The organism is Streptomyces sp. NPDC001889 (assembly GCF_053594535.1).
The window spans coordinates 13,765-29,415 of record NZ_JBSFER010000032.1 but is presented as its reverse complement, the minus strand read 5'-3'; the positions used below and the strand labels follow the sequence as shown (position 1 = coordinate 29,415).

Annotated in this window: 11 protein-coding genes; 8 read left to right on the top strand and 3 right to left on the bottom strand. The window is 73.8% G+C overall.

Annotated features, from left to right (window positions below; genetic code table 11):
• Positions 1-59: 59 nt before the first annotated feature.
• Positions 60-2,636 (top strand): M14 family zinc carboxypeptidase, encoded by a 2,577-nt coding sequence (locus ACWCRA_RS31120; protein WP_451069156.1) that lies wholly within the window; start codon positions 60-62, stop codon positions 2,634-2,636.
• Positions 2,637-2,774: 138 nt separating this feature from the next.
• Here ACWCRA_RS31120 and ACWCRA_RS31115 read toward each other — a convergent pair whose 3' ends face one another.
• Entirely contained in the window at positions 2,775-3,794 is a 1,020-nt protein-coding gene (locus tag ACWCRA_RS31115) for an NADP-dependent oxidoreductase (RefSeq protein WP_351548546.1), read from the bottom strand.
• Between the two features lie 89 nt (positions 3,795-3,883).
• On the opposite strand from ACWCRA_RS31115, the gene ACWCRA_RS31110 reads away from it, so the two are divergent.
• The 7 genes from ACWCRA_RS31110 to ACWCRA_RS31080 all read left to right on the top strand — a co-directional run bounded on the left by ACWCRA_RS31110 (position 3,884) and on the right by ACWCRA_RS31080 (position 11,054).
• A complete protein-coding gene (locus ACWCRA_RS31110; protein ID WP_351548543.1) occupies positions 3,884-4,318 on the top strand; it encodes a MarR family winged helix-turn-helix transcriptional regulator in 435 nt (144 codons plus the stop codon).
• A gap of 54 nt (positions 4,319-4,372) precedes the next feature.
• A complete protein-coding gene (locus tag ACWCRA_RS31105) occupies positions 4,373-4,972 on the top strand; it encodes a hypothetical protein (RefSeq protein WP_451069155.1) in 600 nt (199 codons plus the stop codon).
• A 607-nt stretch (positions 4,973-5,579) separates the two neighbouring features.
• Positions 5,580-6,623 carry a rod shape-determining protein gene (locus tag ACWCRA_RS31100; protein ID WP_351548537.1) on the top strand — a complete coding sequence of 348 codons (1,044 nt, stop codon included), beginning with the start codon at positions 5,580-5,582 and terminating at the stop codon, positions 6,621-6,623.
• 20 nt (positions 6,624-6,643) lie between these two features.
• Positions 6,644-8,359, top strand: coding sequence for a GAF domain-containing protein (locus ACWCRA_RS31095; protein WP_451069154.1), 1,716 nt, complete (start codon positions 6,644-6,646; stop codon positions 8,357-8,359).
• 125 nt (positions 8,360-8,484) lie between these two features.
• Entirely contained in the window at positions 8,485-8,628 is a 144-nt protein-coding gene (locus ACWCRA_RS31090) for a hypothetical protein (RefSeq protein ID WP_351548532.1), read from the top strand.
• A 73-nt stretch (positions 8,629-8,701) separates the two neighbouring features.
• On the top strand, positions 8,702-10,141 hold the full coding sequence (locus tag ACWCRA_RS31085) for an acyl-CoA synthetase (protein WP_351548529.1): 1,440 nt from the start codon (positions 8,702-8,704) through the stop codon (positions 10,139-10,141).
• A 124-nt stretch (positions 10,142-10,265) separates the two neighbouring features.
• Entirely contained in the window at positions 10,266-11,054 is a 789-nt protein-coding gene (locus ACWCRA_RS31080; protein WP_451069153.1) for a VOC family protein, read from the top strand.
• Between the two features lie 81 nt (positions 11,055-11,135).
• On the opposite strand, the gene ACWCRA_RS31075 is transcribed toward ACWCRA_RS31080, so the two are convergent.
• Both ACWCRA_RS31075 and ACWCRA_RS31070 read right to left on the bottom strand, forming a co-directional pair.
• Entirely contained in the window at positions 11,136-13,067 is a 1,932-nt protein-coding gene (locus ACWCRA_RS31075) for a ricin-type beta-trefoil lectin domain protein (RefSeq protein ID WP_451069152.1), read from the bottom strand.
• A gap of 380 nt (positions 13,068-13,447) precedes the next feature.
• Complete coding sequence (locus ACWCRA_RS31070) at positions 13,448-15,481, bottom strand: ABC transporter permease (RefSeq protein WP_451069151.1); 2,034 nt, start codon at positions 15,479-15,481, stop codon at positions 13,448-13,450.
• Between the last annotated feature and the right edge of the window lie 170 nt (positions 15,482-15,651).

The following is a 15,651-nucleotide window of genomic DNA, read 5'->3' as shown; positions in this document are numbered from 1 at the left end:
TTGATCGTTGCGGCATACATGTCACTCGATCGACCCCCGATCCCCGGAGGTACTCACGCATGGGCATATCCAGACCCGTCCTGGTCACCACCGCCGCGTTCGCGGTCGCCGTGCTCCTCGCACCGGTGTCCGCGACCGCCTCCCCCGGTGCCACGGCCCTTCCCGCGAAACCGGTGCCGTCCGGCGGCTCCGACCCCGTACGCGAGCGGGGCGGCAGCGACTCGGCGCTCGCCCGGGCCCGGCCGTACCTGGGCCCGCCGTCCGCCACCGCCGAGGCGCTGCGGCACCAGTCGCCGTCGTTCCACCGGGACCTCGGCTATCCCCGGCACACGGCGCTGAGGACCCCGGCCGTCAACCCGGCCGACAAGTCGATCAAGCTGGGGCTGATTCCGTACCACTCCATCGCGCCCCGTCTCAACGCCCTCCAGAAGCGCAGCGACCGGGTCAGTGTGGAGATCGCCGGCAAGTCGGCCACCGGGCGCGATCTCTATCTCGTCACCGTCACCGAGCCGGAGAGCCGCCACGAGGCGCGCGACCAGGAGCGGATGCGCGAGCGGATCGAGAACGAGCCGGTGTCCGCCGCCCGCGACCGGCGCATCAAGTCGGAGTACAAGACCCCGGTCTTCATCAACAACAACATCCACGGCAACGAGTGGGAGGGCACGGACGCCGCCCTGAAGCTCATCGAGGAGCTGGCGACGGCCAAGGACGCCGGGACGGCGGGCCTGCTGGCGAAGAACCGGATCTATCTCAATGTGACGGCCAACCCCGACGGCCGGGTCGCGGGCACCCGCGCCAACGCCAACGGCTTCGACCTCAACCGTGACTTCATCACCGCCTCCCAGCCCGAGTCCCGGGCGATCCGGCAGCTGGCGATCGACAAGCAGCCCGCGGTGATGCTCGATCTGCACGGCTATGTCAACGGCACGCTGATCGAGCCGACCACCCCGCCGCACGGCGAGAACTACGAGTACGACCTCTTCCTGAAGAACTCCTACGCCAACGCCCTCGGCATGGAGAAGGCCGTCAACGACCTCGGCTACACCGCCGAGAAGGACGGGGTGCGCCCCGCCGAGATCCCCTTCCGGGACCAGGCGGAGGGCTGGGACGACTGGCCGCCGATCTTCACCCCGCAGTACATGCCGTTCCAGGGCGCGGTGGCCTCGCACACCATCGAGTTCCCGATGCGGGTCAACAACAGCTCCTACGACAGCCTGCCGGTGGAGGAGCTGCGCCGGCGGTCCGCGATCAACACCGGGATCGCGGGTGCGGCGATGCGCGCCACGCTCGACTACACCCGGGCGAACCGCGCCTCGGTGATCGCCGACCAGATCGAGACCTTCCGGCGCGGCGCCACCGGCGCGGCGCAGGTGCCGGTCTCCGAGGAGACCGTGCCGGGTGTGCCGGGGATCGGTCCCGAGGACGTCTACACGACCACCTTCCCCCGGGCCTATGTCATCCCGGCCGGCGAACGGCAGCGCAGCGCCACCGCCGCGGCCCGGCTGGTGGACCACCTGGTCGCCAATGACGTCCGGGTCGAGCGGGCGGTGCTGCCGTTCCGGCTCGCCGGGAGGACCCACCCCGCCGGCTCGTACGTCGTGGACATGCGGCAGCCGAAGCGCGGTATCGCCAATGTGATCCTGGCCGAGGGCCGGGACATCAGCCCCGATGTGTCGGCGATGTACGACATCTCGGGCTGGAGCCTCGGGCTGCTGTGGGGCGCGACCGTGGACAAGGCCGTCAGCGGTGAGCTGAGGGTGCTGAGCCGTCCGGTTGACGCCGCGTCGGCGACCGGCTCGGTGGCCCGGCACGGGGATCTGAAGCTGCGGCTGGACGACCCCCGGGAGCTGGCGGCGGTGAACGCGCTGCTCGCGCAGGGCGTGCAGGTCCGGCGTACGTCCGACGGCGCCGCGATCGTGCCCGCGTCGGCGCGCTCGAAGGCGAGGGTGCTCGCCGACCGGCACGGCGTGGCCTTCACGGCGACGCACGAGCGCGGTGTCGCTCCGCTGAAGCGGACCCGGGTGGCCGCCGCGGTGACCTCGGGCGAGCAGTTCGCGCTGCGGGAGATGGGCTTCGACGTGGTGCCGGTGTCGACCTCGGTGCTGAACGCGGGCTTCGACTGGTCGGGCACCGATGTGCTGATGGTGTCGGCCGGGCTCAGTCACGCGGCTCTGACGCCCGCCGCGCGGGACGCCTTCCGGGCGAGCGGGGCCGGTGTGGTCGGCCTCGGCGCGGACGGCGCCGCCTTCACCAGCGCGGCCGGGCTGATCCAGGCCACGGCGGTCGAGGGCAACGGTGACGCCAATGGCGTGGTGCGGGTGTCCAACGCGGGCGGCCCGATCACCGGCGGCGCTCCCGGGCACACCTTCGTCTACTCGCCGGTGTGGTTCACCGGGCTCGGTACGGGAGTGCGGGTGGACCAGTCGTACGGCACCGGGAACCCGCTGGTGTCGGGCCACTGGCGGGCGACCGCCGAGGGCACGGGCGGCCCGGCGGACGCGGCGGGCAGGCCGTCGGTGGTCAGCGGCACATCGGCGTCGGGCACGCCGGTGGCGCTGTTCGGCACGGAGCCGCTGTTCCGCAACCACCCGAAGGGCGCGTTCGCGCAGATCGGGAGGGCGCTGCTGAACCGCTAGGGAGTGCCGTCCGGATCGGGCCCGCGCGCCGGGCACGATCCGGAAGGGACGACCCAGCCGGTTCGGCCCGGTCCGCCTGGTGCGGTACGGGACCGAGGGCCGCGTCCCCGCGGGGGTGCGGCCCTCGGCCGTGCGTCGTCACGCGTCGAGAGAGACGATCATCTTGCCGGTGTTCTCGCCGCGCAGCAGCCCGACGAACGCGTCGTAGCCGTGCTCGATGCCCTCGACCACGGTCTCGTCGTACTTCAGCTCCCCGCTCGCGATCCAGCCCGCGACGTCGCGGACGAACTGCGGCTGGAGGCCGAAGTGGTCGGAGACCAGCAGGCCCTGGAGGCGGAGCCGCTTGCCGATGACCATCGGCAGATTCCGGGGGCCGGGCTCCGGCTCGGTGTTGTTGTACTGGGCGATCATTCCGCAGAGGGCGGCGCGGCCGTGGAGCCTGAGCGAGCCGATCGCGGCTTCGAGGTGGTCGCCGCCGACGTTGTCGAAGTAGACATCGATGCCGTCGGGGGCGGCCTGCTGGAGCTGTTCGGCGACGGAGCCGTTCTTGTAGTTGAAGGCCGCGTCGAAGCCGTACTCCTCGGTGAGGAGCTTCACCTTCTCGTCGGAGCCCGCCGAGCCGATGACCCGGGAGGCGCCCTTGATCCGCGCCATCTGGCCGACCTGGCTGCCGACCGCGCCGGCCGCGCCGGAGACGAAGACCGCGTCCCCCTCCGTGAAGGAGGCGGAGACGAAGAGCCCGGCGTAGGCGGTGAGACCGGTCATGCCGAGCACGCCGAGGTAGGCGGAGAGCGGGGCGAGCGCGGCGTCGACCTTGGTGGCCTGCTCGGCGGGGACCTCGGCGTACTCGCGCCAGCCGAGGTTGTGCACCACGTGGTCGCCGGGCGCGAGGCCCTCGGCGGCGGAGGCGACGACCTCTCCGACCGCTCCGCCCTCCATGGGCCGGTCGAGCTGGAACGGGGGCAGATACGACTTCACGTCGTTCATCCGCCCCCGCATGTAGGGGTCGACCGAGAAGTGCAGGTTGCGCACGAGGACGCGGCCTGCGGCCGGTTCCGGGACCGGTACCTCGCGCAGGGCGAAGTCCTCCTCCTTCGGCCAGCCGTGCGGGCGGGCGACGAGGTGCCATTCACGGGCGGACGCGGGAAGTGCGGACATGCTCGGATGCCTCCTAGAACGTTTCATTACCTGAAACAATCATGTGCCTGGATATTTTATGTTGTCAAGTTTTAACGTAGGCTGTCGCCATGACCACCAGCTCACGCCCCGACCCTCTGACCCTCGAAGTCGTCGATCTCATCGGCACGGTCGTGGCCCGCTACTTCGCGGAGTACGAGGAGGCGGCGGCGCAGCACTCGCTGACCGGCGCGCAGGCGAAGGTGCTCGGGCTGCTCAGCATGGGGCCGACGCCGATGCGGCAGATAGCCCAGAAGATGAAGTGCGAGCCGTCCAATGTCACCGGCATCGTGGACCGGCTGGAGCTGCGCGGCCTGGTCGAGCGCCGGCCGGACCCGCACGACCGCAGGGTGAAGCTGGCGGCGGCCACCGAGGAGGGCGCGAACACGGTGGGCCGGCTCCGCGAGTCGCTGGACTTCGCGCGCGAGCCGCTGGGACGGCTGTCGGAGGAGGAGCGGAGGGCGCTGCGGGATCTCCTGCGGCGGATGCTGGGCGAGGACGTGTAGGGCGCCCGTGAGGGCTGCGGCGGGGGTGCCCGCGGCGCGGGGGCGCCGGGCAGGATGGCGGGTATGACCGCTGCCGCGCCCTTCGGGCCTCTCGACTTCCAGCTCGTCCTGCTGCGCCGGATGGCCGACTTCCAGCCGGAGCTGGTGGAGGGGGCCCGGCGGGAGCTGGGGGCGTCCGTCGCCGGGATGCGGGAGGCGAACCGGCGCTGGCAGGCGATGGTGCGCTCGCCCAGGGGGCGGGCGGCGCTCGCGCGCTACCGGTCGGTGCTGGGCGCACCGGAGAGCGCGGCGCGCCGGCGGATCGGGGATGTGGAGTGCGAGGCGCTGGTGTGGGGGGTGCCGCTCTGGCCGGATCTCCGGTTCGAGGTGCTGGCGGGGGTGAAGGGGGGTGCGGTGTGGAACGAGTGGTTGGTGCGGGCGCCGGGGGTGGCGGGGCCGGAGCTGCGCACGGAGGAGGACCTCGTGCCGTGGGGCTGCACCGTGGAGGAGGCGGGGCGCGCCTTCCCCCCGGCGACCCTGCTGGAGGGGTCGGCGCCGACGCGCCACCGGCTGGCCCTGACCCTCCCGTCCGGGACCCGGCGGGTAGCGGATTTCACCTGGGGCCTCCTCCAACACCTGGAGGCCCCGACCACACCCGGCGCTCCCGGCGCTTGAGCCCCCAGGGCCACAGCAAACCCGCACACCCAGCCCGTCCGGCGCTTGAGGACGGACCCTGAAGCACAGGCCCCCGCACACACCCAGCCCGCCCAGCACTTGCCCCCCGGGGCCACAGCAAACCCGCACACCAAGCCCGCCAAGCGCTTGAGAACCACCCCCGCACACACCCAGCCCGTCCGGCGCTTGAGGACGGACCCTGAAGCACAGGACCCCGCACACTCCCGGCCCACCCGGCACTTGCCCCCTGGGGCCACAGCAAACCCGCACACCCAGCCCGCCAAGCGCTTGAGAACCACCCCCGCACACACCCAGCCCGTCCGGCGCTTGAGGACGGACCCTGAAGCACAGGACCCCGCACACTCCCGGCCCACCCGGCACTTGAAAACACCCCCCCGGGGCCACGGGAAACCCGCACACCCAGCCCGTCCGGCGCTTGAGGACGGACCCCGCGCCACGGGAAACCCGCACTCCCAGCCGGCCCGGCCATCGAGCACGCCCCCTGGAAGCCCAGAACCCCGCGGGCACCCGGGTGGGTGACCCGGCGCGCGGGGCATTGCGGGGCGGTGGACGATGCCAGCAGGCCCCGCACCCGGGAGGACACCCCGTGACCGTCAGTCTCGAACAGCTCCGCCGCTGTCATGTCGCCGTCGACCTCGGCGCCGCCCGCACCCGAGTCTTCGTCAAGGGCGCGGGCCTCGTCGTCGACGAGCCCAGCGTCGCCGCCGTCAACACCCGCACCGGCGCCCTCATCGCCGTCGGCGCCCTCGCCGAGAAGATGACCGGCCGCACCCCCGACTACATCCGCGTCGCCCGCCCCGTCTCCGGCGGCACCGTCGTCGACATCGAGATGGCCCAGCGCATGCTCCGCCACCTCCTCGGCGAGAAGCTCCGCCGCCAGCTCCGCCGCAAACCCCGGCTGCGCGCCGCCGCCTGCACCCCTCATCTCAGCGACCCCCTGGCCCAGCGGGCCGCCGTGGAGACCCTGGTCGGCCTCGGCGCCCGCCGGGTCGAGCTGGTCGACACGCTGATCGCCGCCGCCGTCGGCTGCGGCCTCCCCGTGGAGCAGCCCACCGCCACCATGATCATGGTGTGCGGCGCGGCCACCACCCAGATCGCGGTGCTCTCGCTCGGCGCCATCGTCACCGCCGAGCGCATCCCCGTCGGCGGCAACGCCATCGACCACGCGGTCATCCAGCATCTGCGCACCCAGCACGAGCTGATGCTCCCCAGCCAGTCGGTGCGCCCCCTCCAGCTCGCCCTCCAGAGCAACGGCCTCCACTCCCACGGCCCCGAGTCGACCGAGATCCACGGCCGTGATGTCGCCACCGGCCTCGCGCGCTCGGTGCTGGTGGACACGGCGGCCGTGCGCAACGCCATCCACACCCCGCTCACCTCCGTCATCGACGGCATCGGCAAGGTGCTGCGGGACTGCCCGCCCGACCTCGTCGCGGACCTCGCCGACCGGGGGATCATGATGGTCGGGGGGAGCGCGCTGCTCCCGGGGTTCGACCAGATGCTGCGGGACGCCACCGGGATGCCGGTGCAGATCGCCGAGCGGCCCGACATCTGTGCCGTCCTGGGGCTCGGTGCGATGCTGGAGGGCAAGATCCAGCCACTGGTTCTCAATCCGCTGGCCGGGGTCGACTGAGCGCGGAGACGGGCGGCGGCGTGAGCGAACCGGGCGGGCCCGCGGAACCGGAGCCCCGGCTGCCGGTGCTCCTGGAGGCGTTCCTCGGCGTCGGCACCGATCTGGAACTGCCCGGCACGCTTCAGCAGATCGTGGACACGGCCACCGAGCTGGCCGGGGCCCGGCGCGGCGCACTCGGGGTCGTCGACCCGGAGCACGGGGTGCTGACCGAGCTGTTCACCTCCGGTCTCGGCGAGGCCGAGCGGGACCGGATCGGCCGGGAGGCGCTCGGCCGGGCGCCGGGCAGCGCGGCCGGGCTCATCGGACTGCTCTCCCCGACCCCCGAGCCGGGCGCCGGGGCCGGGGGCGGGGTGCGCTCCCTGCTCGGGGTGGAGATCCGGGTGGACACCGAGGTGTTCGGCACGCTCTATCTCGTCGGCAAGCGCTCGGGCTCGTTCACCGACGAGGATCTCGCCGTGCTGCGGGTCCTGGGCTCCCGGGCGGGGATCGCGATCGGCAACGCCCGGCTGTACGAGAGGGCCCGCCAGCGGGAGCGGTGGATCGCGGGCGCCGCCGCCGTCACCACGGCACTGCTCACCGGGGAGAGCGCGGAGGACGCGCTGATGACCGTGGCCGAGCAGGCCCGCATCCTCGCCCGGGCGACGGCCGGGGTGGTGCTCCAGCCCACCGATGAGGGCGGGATGGAGATCGTCGCCGCGTCCACGGCGCGCGACTCGACCGACTCGACCGACTCGGCCGGCGCGGACAGGGCGGACGTACCGGGCGTACCGGGCGTACCGGAGGAGGGGAGCGAGGAGCAGGAGGAACAGGAGAAGCAGGAGGAGGACATCGTGGGCACCACCATCGCCCCGGGCTCCCCGGTGCTGGTGCAGCTCCTCGGCGGCGAGCCGGTCTTCATCGACGACTCGGCCACCGACCCCCGGATGACGACTCCGGTCCGGACCCGCTTCGGCCCCTCGATGATGCTGCCGCTCCAGAGCGGCGGCCGGCTGATCGGGACCCTCGCGCTGCCCCGGGGGCGGCACGGACGTCCGTACACCGCCGAGGAACGGCTGCTGGCCACGCAGTTCGCCTCCCAGGCGGCGCTGGCGCTGGTCCTCGCCGACGCCCAGCACAACCGTGAGCAGCTCGCGGTGTACGAGGACCGCGACCGGATCGCGCGGGATCTGCACGACCTGGTCGTACAGCGGCTGTTCGCCACCGAGATGATGCTGGAGTCGACCCGGCGGCGGGCGGCGGGCGACGACTCCGACGAGCTGCTGGGCCGGGCGGTGGACGAGCTGGACTCGACCATCCAGGAGGTGCGGACTGCGATCTTCGCTCTCCAGCAGCCGCCGGCCGAGATCCCGACGAGCTTCCGGGGCCGGGTGCTGCGGGAGACGGCCGGGGCCTCCGCGCTGCTCGGCTTCCGGCCGTCGGTACGGTTCCGGGGCGCGGTGGACGCCCTGGTGCGGGAGCCGGTGGACGGGCAGTTGCTGGCCGCGCTCCGGGCGGCCCTGGCGGCGGCGCACCGGCGGGCGGACGTCACCTCGGTGGAGGTGGACATCGACGCGGCGGCCCGCCTCCCGGACGGCCGCACGGGCATCCGGCTGGTGGTGACCGACAACGGCCGCCCCGAGCCCGGCGACACGGACGACACGGCCGGCACCGACGGCACCGACGACACGGCCAGCACCGACGGCGCCGGGCGCCCCGGACGGACCGGCACCACGGTCACCTGGGAGGCCCCTCGCTGACACCGCGCGGGCACCGGAGGGGCTGTGGCGGATGGACGCCAACCCGCCCTGCGGGGCTCGTCCGCTGGCTAGTCTTCAGCCATGCGAATGACACTGGGAGCGACCCGGACGCACCACCCCACGGCATGAGACCCGGGCCCCCCGCGCACCGGCGGGCCCCTCGGGCGGCCACCCTGCTCGGATGGCTGGTGACGGGCTCCGTCCTGCTGGCCGCGCTGCTGGCGCTCGCCCTCTGCGGGACGCTGGTGTGGTGGCTGGAAGTGGGCTGAGCCGGTCCCCGGCCGGCCTCGGCGAGGCCCTGCCCTCCCCCCTCCCTCTGGAGACGGATATGGAGAACGACGAGTGAGTGACCTCTTCCCCGCCCTGAGCGGCGCCCCGGACCGGCCGGCCCTGCGCTTCGGGGAGCGCGCCCTGACCTATGGGGAGCTGACGGGCGCCGCCGGTTCGCTGGCGGTGCGGATCGGGGGCGCGTCCCGGGTAGCGCTCTGGGCCACCCCCACCCTGGAGACGGCGGTGGGGGTGGTCGCCGCGCTGCTCGCCGGGGTCCCCGTGGTGCCGCTCAACCCGAAGACGGGCGAGCGCGAGCTGGGGCACATCGTCGCGGACAGCGCGCCGGTGGCGGTGCTCGCCGGGCCCGGGGAGCAGCTGCCGGGGTCGCTGGCCGGTCTGGAGCGGATCGACATCCCGGTGAGCGGAAGCGCGGGGCCGCTGCCCGAGGACCCCGGGCCGCTCTCCCCGGCGCTGATCGTCTACACCTCGGGCACCACGGGACCCCCCAAGGGCGCGGTCCTCCCCCGCCGCGCCGTCGCCACCTCGCTGGACGCGCTGGCGGAGGCCTGGGCCTGGACCGGTGACGACGTGCTGGTCCACGCGCTGCCGCTGTTCCATGTCCACGGCCTGGTCCTGGGCGTGCTGGGCCCCCTGCGCCGGGGCGGCTCCGTGCGGCACCTGGGCCGCTTCTCGGTGGCGGGCGCCGCCCGGGAGCTGACGGCCGGCGGCACCATGCTCTTCGGTGTGCCCACGATGTACCACCGGCTGGCCGAGGCCCTCGGCGGCGACCCGGAGCTGCGCAAGGCCCTGGCGGGCGCCCGGCTGCTGGTGTCGGGTTCGGCCGCGCTCCCGCTCCACGACCACCAGCGCATCGAGGCGGCGACGGGCCGCCGGGTGATCGAGCGCTACGGCATGACGGAGACGCTGATGAACACCAGCGTGCGGCTGGACGGGGAGCCCCGGCGGGGTTCGGTCGGGACGCCGCTGCGCGGTGTCGAGCTGCGGCTCACCGAGGAGGACGGCTCCGTTGTCACGGCGTACGACGGTGTGACCATCGGCGAGATCCAGGTGCGCGGCGAGCATCTCTTCACCGGGTATCTGAACCGCCCGGACGCCACGGCCGCCGCTTTCGACGGGGACTGGTTCCGCACCGGCGACATGGCCGTCCGGGACCCGGACGGCTCGGTCCGCATCGTCGGCCGCCGGGCCACCGACCTCATCAAGAGCGGTGGCTACAAGATCGGCGCGGGTGAGATCGAGAACGCCCTGCTGGAGCACCCGGGTGTCCGCGAGGCCGCGGTGACCGGCGAGCCGGACGCGGATCTGGGTGAGCGGGTGGTGGCGTGGATCGTCCCGGCCGACGCGGGCGCCCCGCCCTCCGCCGAGGAGCTGGCCGGGCATGTGGCCGCTCAACTGGCCCCGCACAAGCGCCCCCGCACGGTCCGGTTCCTGCCCGCCCTGCCGCGCAATGACATGGGCAAGATCATGAAGCGGGCGCTGGAGGCTCCCTGAGACCGGGCCGTTCGAGCACTGTTCGAATTGAGGGGCTCTCGGCGCGCGGGCTCCTCCGGGGGCGCCTAGCGTGAAGGGAGGCAGCCGCTCCGGGCTGCCCCTTCGCCGCGGAAGGAGCCGCACCATGGCCGTACGACCGGAGGGCACACCCTGCTGGGCGGACGCGATGTTCCCCGACCTGGAGGCAGCGAAGAGGTTCTACGGCGAGCTGCTGGGGTGGACGTTCGGCGAGAGTTCCGCGGAGTTCGGCCACTACACCCAGGCGACCCTGGACGGCAGGGCGGTGGCCGCCGTCTTCCCCCGGGACCCGGGCACCGACACCCCGGCCGCCTGGAACCTCTACTTCGCCACCCCGGACGCGGAGGCCACGGCATCGGCGATCCGGGAGAACGGCGGCGAGCTGGTCAAGGAGCCCATGACGGTCGCGGACTTCGGGAGGATGGTGGTCGCGAGGGACCCCAGCGGGGTGTACTTCAGCGCCTGGCAGGCCGGCGCCCACGAGGGCTTCGAGACGACGGGCGAACCGGGCTCCTACGCCTGGGCCGAGGTCTGCACCCGCGAGGAGCGGAAGGCGGACTCCTTCTTTCCCGTGGTCTTCCCGTTCCAGGTGGAGCGGATGGAGAGCGAGCGGGTCGACTACCGGTTGTGGCGGGTCGGCGGCGAGCCGGTGGGTGGCCGGCTGAAGATGTCGGACAACTTCCCGCCGGAGGCGCCCCCGTTCATCAATGTGTACTTCTCGGTGGCGGACACCGACGCGGCGGTCGCCACCGTCCGCAGCCTCGGCGGCCAGTTGCTGTACGGGCCGAAGGACAGCCCCTTCGGGCGGTTCGCCCCGGTCATGGACCCGCAGGGAGCGGTGTTCACCGTGATCGACACCGGGACGCGCGCGGGCGAGATGCCCGCCTTCTCCTGACACACCCGCTCCCCACGCCGGTACTCCGGCCCGCCCGGAAGGACACCTCCGGACGGGCCGGGATTCCCGGGAGCGGAGTCGTCACCGCGGCCCGGCGGACTCCTCGGTGTCCGGGAGCCCGGCGGGGCGGGCCGCGCCGGACTCCCCGCCGCTGTCCCACACCCGGTCGGAGCGGGCCGAGCGGGGCGCGCCGCCGGCGCTGCCCCGGGCCGGGGCCTGAAGCTCCGGCAGCAGCGGGGCCCCCGGGCCGGACCGGGCGCGCCGCTCGGCCGGGGCCGACGCCTCCACCTCGCGGGTGTCCGCCGTGCCGGTGGCGGCGCGGGGCGTCAGCCGGGGCGTCATGACCGAGGCGTGTGTCAGCCAGCGCTGGGCCCGGGAGCCGTCACGGGGCCGGGCCACCACATCGGCCCCGGCCTCGGACGAGCCGGGGGCCACGGCCAGCCGGCCGTCCCAGTGCGGGATCAACTGGCCCCGCACGGTGAGGTCGTACCGCACGGCCCCGCCCGACCGCTCCCTGTCGCCCCTGCCGTCCCCGCCGCCCCTGTCGCCCTTGCCGTCCCCGCCGTCCCGGCTGTCCTTGCCGTCCCTGTCATCCCTGTCGTCCCGGCCGTCCTTGCAGGGTGTGAGGGTGAGTACGCCGTCCTGGGAACGGGAGTTGAGACAGAGTCCGGGCGCGGCGGCGGAGCGCAGCAGGCCGTCCTGCTCGTGAATCCACTTCTGGGTGAGGGAGTGGGAGCAGTCGGCGGTGGTGGCCGCGGCGTCCCGGCGGGCCCGCTGCTCGCGCAGATCGAGGCAGAGGCCCGACCCGGCGTGGTGGAAGTGGATGGTGACCGGGCCCGGCGGGTGGGCGGCCGCGGTCGCCGACGGCAGCGGGCCCGGGGTGACGGTCACCCGGTCGCTGGGCACGGGGGAGGCCGACGCGGTGCCGGCGGGCGCCGCCACCCCGTCCGTGTCGCCGCCCTGGAGTCCGCTGACGACAGTGGCGGCGACCAGCAGCCCCGTGGCCGCTCCGACCCCGGTGACCAGGGCCGAGCGCCCCTGCCGGGAGAGCCCGCGGCCCCGGGGCCGGCGGGGTGCCGGGGGCCCGGCGGCAGATCGCTCCGGCCGCTCCGGTGGCGCCGCGCCGGCCGGCCGGCGCCCGGTTCCGCGTACCGCCGCCGCCCGCGCCTGGTAGCGGGCGTTTCTGCGGGTGGGGCGTGAGTCCAGATAGGGCTGCGCGGCCGGTCCGAGCACCGCCTGGGCGAGGAGCAGGGGGAGCCGTCCGTCGCGGTGGTCGAGCTGTTCGGCGGCGAACCGGCAGTGCGGGCAGCCGACGGGGTGCGAGCGCATATCGGGGGGCAGTTCACCGCCCCGGCGCAGGCTCACATCGAGCAGCCGATTGTAGTGGCGGCATTCGCACTCGGGTGCGATTTCCAGATGGGCGCGGAGAATCCCGGCCCTGAGCATTTCGTGCGCCTGGCCGAGCTGGACGGCCGCGCCGCGCGGATGCATCGCGAGTAAACCCGAGGGTAGGGATATGTCCTCCGCCTCGGCCTCGGTATGCCACAGGAGGCATTGCGCGGGGCCCGGCAATGCCAGAAAGGCCCGGGAGACCAGCAGGCGATTCTCCGGCAGGGTGAACATGCCGACGGGAACGGTGCGGCCGGTCTCGGGATTCTGGAGTTCGGGCAGCGCGGTAACCCGTTCATCGGCCGCCCAGCCCTTGGCGATATGCCGGGCGGTCAGCAGAAGAAGCGGACGGAGTGCGGCGGTCGTGCGAACTCGCCGGAGATTCTCCAGCACTCTGCTGAAGGCGGCGGTGGTGAGGAGAGCGGCGGCCTTCGCCGACGGTGTGCCGATCGCGGCATAGTCGTGGACCGGCTGCCAGTGTCTCGCCAGCAGCGCCGCCACCGGCCGGGCGTCGCCTCGATCGGCCCCGGCGCGCACCGCGGCGGCCAGGCCCTCGTCGGACGAGGCGGAGTCGAGACCGGTGCGGGCAGGGGGAACGGAACCCTGAGGGCGGGGATTTCGCATAGGACGTCTTTCCATCCTGGGCATTGCGGTGGGGGGTTGGGGCAGTGCCGTGCGGCCCGGAGCCGGCGGACCGGGGATTCGGGTCAATGGAGGCGTCGAGGCCATCGAGGTCGTCGGGGTCGGGAAAAGTCCAATGAGGTCCGGTGAAGTCCGGTGAAGTCCGGTGAAGTCCGTCGGCATGGGTCGGGGGCGGCTGGGTCACTGCGCACGTACCGCGACCGGACCGCCGAATGGGAGAGCGGATACCGGCTCTGCACCGCCACCCATGCGAACGGCCGCACAAAACCGGCCGTGTTCGGACGTGAGAGGGCTCACTTTCGCACAACCGCCGGTGCGGAACAAGAGTTCAAGAAGCCGCCGAAAGAGCTGAGTTGACCGGCTCAGAGCGGAGTGAGAACAACCTCTGTGGCCTTGACACTCGTCCACACGGCGGTGCCGTCGACGAGACCGAGTTCGGTGGCGGCCCGGGGGGTGATCTCGGCGACCAGATCGGGGGCCCGCGCCGAAGTGATCAGTACGCGCAGTCTGCTGCCACTGGCGGTGATCTCCCCCACCGTGCCCGGCCAGACATTGCGCGGACTGCCCCCGGGCCGCTCCCGGTGCACGGATACCGCCTCGGGAGCGATGACGGCGAGCGCCTCGACCCCGGGGGCGAGGGGTTCCGCGACGGTCAGCCGCCCGCCGCCGGGCAGCGCGAGCCCGGACTCGGTGGTGGTGCCGGCCCAGGCGTTGCGGCCGAGCATCCTCGCCACCCACGGGGAGCGCGGCCGGCGGGCGACCTCGGCGGGAGAGGCGTCCTGGAGGGTCCGGCCCTCGTCCAGGACCAGAACCCGATCGGCGAGGGAGAGCGCCTCCACCGGGTCGTGGGTGACGATCAGACAGACCCCGCCGAAGCCTTCGAGATGGGTGCGCAGGGTGTGGCGCACCCGGGCGCGGGTCGTCTGGTCGAGCGCCGCCAGCGGCTCGTCGAGCAGCAGCAGCCGGGGGCGGGCGGCCAGGGCGCGGGCGAGGGCCACCCGCTGGGCCTGCCCCCCGGAGAGCTGCGCGGGCCGGCGCGCGGCGAGATGCCCGACCCCGAGGCGGTCCAGCCACTCCTGGGCACCGCGCCGGGCCTCGGCGCGCGGCACGCCCTGGGCGCGCGGCCCGTACGCCGTGTTGCCGAGGGCGCTCAGCCGCGGGAAGAGCGCTCCGTCCTGCGGGACCCAGGCGACGCCCCGCCGGTGCGGTGGCAGCCCGGTGACATCGTCGCCGCCGAGGCGGAGCACGGCGTGGGCGCGGGGCGTGAGGCCGAGGAGGGCCCGCAGCAGGGTGGTCTTGCCCGCGCCGTTGGGCCCGACGACGGCGATCGTGGTACCGGGCCCGGCATCGAGGGTGAGCCGGTTGAACCCGGTCAGCTCGGCGTGCAGCGGCCAGAGTCCACCGGGCGACGGCGGTACGAGGACGGGGACGAGGGTGCCCTCGGGGGCGGGCCCGGGAGCGGCAGCGGGAGCGGGGGTGCCCGCGGCAGCGGGAGCGGGGGTGCCCGCGGCAGCGGGAGCGATCGGGGGTTCCGGCGCGGGCTCCTCGGGAACCTCCGCCCGGTGACCGGGCCCCTCCGCCCCGGCCCCGGCTCCCTGGGTCCACCGCCCGCGCAGACCGATGAGTACCGCCATCGCGATGCCCAGGAGCAGCAGGGAGAGGGAGGTCGCCGCCTCGGGCCGCTCCTGGAGGAGGAGATAGACCTGGAGCGGCAGGGTCTGGGTCTCCCCGGGCAGATTCCCGGCGAAGGTGATGGTCGCGCCGAACTCGCCGAGCGCTCGGGCCCAGGTGAGCGCGGCGCCGGCGATCAGCCCGGGGGCGACCATCGGCAGGGTGACGGTGAAGAACACCCGTACCGGAGAGGCACCGAGGGAGGCCGCGGTCTCCTCGTAGCCGGGGCGCAGTCCGCCGAGCGCGCCTTCCAGGCTGATGACCAGGAACGGCATCGCGACGAAGGTGGCGGCGACCACGGCGCCGGAGGTGTGGAAGGGAAGGGTGATGCCGAAGGTGCTCTCCAGCCAGGGGCCGGCGACGCCCCGGCGCCCGAAGGCGAGCAGGAGGGCCACGCCCCCGACGGTGGGCGGCAGCACCATCGGCAGCAGCACCAGGGAGCGTACGAGCGCCTTGCCGCGGAAGGGGACCCGGGCGAGCACCCAGGCGAGCGGCACCCCGAGGAGCAGGGAGAGGCCGAGCGCCCAGAACGAGACGAGGAGGGAGAGCCGCAGCGCCTGAAGGACGGCCGGGCTGCTCAGATGCGTACCGAGGTCGGCCCACTCGGTGCGGAGGAGAATCCCGGCGAGCGGCAGCAGCAGGAACGCGATGGCGAGGAGCGCGGGGACGGCGAGCGCCAGGGGGACGCGGGTGCCGGCGGGGCCCTGGGGGCGGAGGCGCTTCAACGGGGTTCCTGGTGTGCGTGGGGTACGCGGTGCGGTTGCCGTGCTCGGGTGCGGTCGGTGTGCTCGGGTGCGGTCGGTGTGCTCGGGTGCGGTCGGTGTGCTCGGGGCATTCGGTGTGCGTGCGGTCCATGGTGCCCGGTGCACGGGCCGTTCGCTCCCGCGCACCGGCG

Coding starts and splice junctions, on each gene's coding strand:
- ACWCRA_RS31120 (WP_451069156.1), top strand. CDS start 60: ATGGGCATATCCAGACCCGTCCTGGTCACCACCGCCGCGTTCGCGGTC.
- ACWCRA_RS31115 (WP_351548546.1), bottom strand. CDS start 3,794: ATGTCCGCACTTCCCGCGTCCGCCCGTGAATGGCACCTCGTCGCCCGC.
- ACWCRA_RS31080 (WP_451069153.1), top strand. CDS start 10,266: ATGGCCGTACGACCGGAGGGCACACCCTGCTGGGCGGACGCGATGTTC.
- ACWCRA_RS31110 (WP_351548543.1), top strand. CDS start 3,884: ATGACCACCAGCTCACGCCCCGACCCTCTGACCCTCGAAGTCGTCGAT.
- ACWCRA_RS31105 (WP_451069155.1), top strand. CDS start 4,373: ATGGCGGGTATGACCGCTGCCGCGCCCTTCGGGCCTCTCGACTTCCAG.
- ACWCRA_RS31075 (WP_451069152.1), bottom strand. CDS start 13,067: ATGCGAAATCCCCGCCCTCAGGGTTCCGTTCCCCCTGCCCGCACCGGT.
- ACWCRA_RS31090 (WP_351548532.1), top strand. CDS start 8,485: ATGAGACCCGGGCCCCCCGCGCACCGGCGGGCCCCTCGGGCGGCCACC.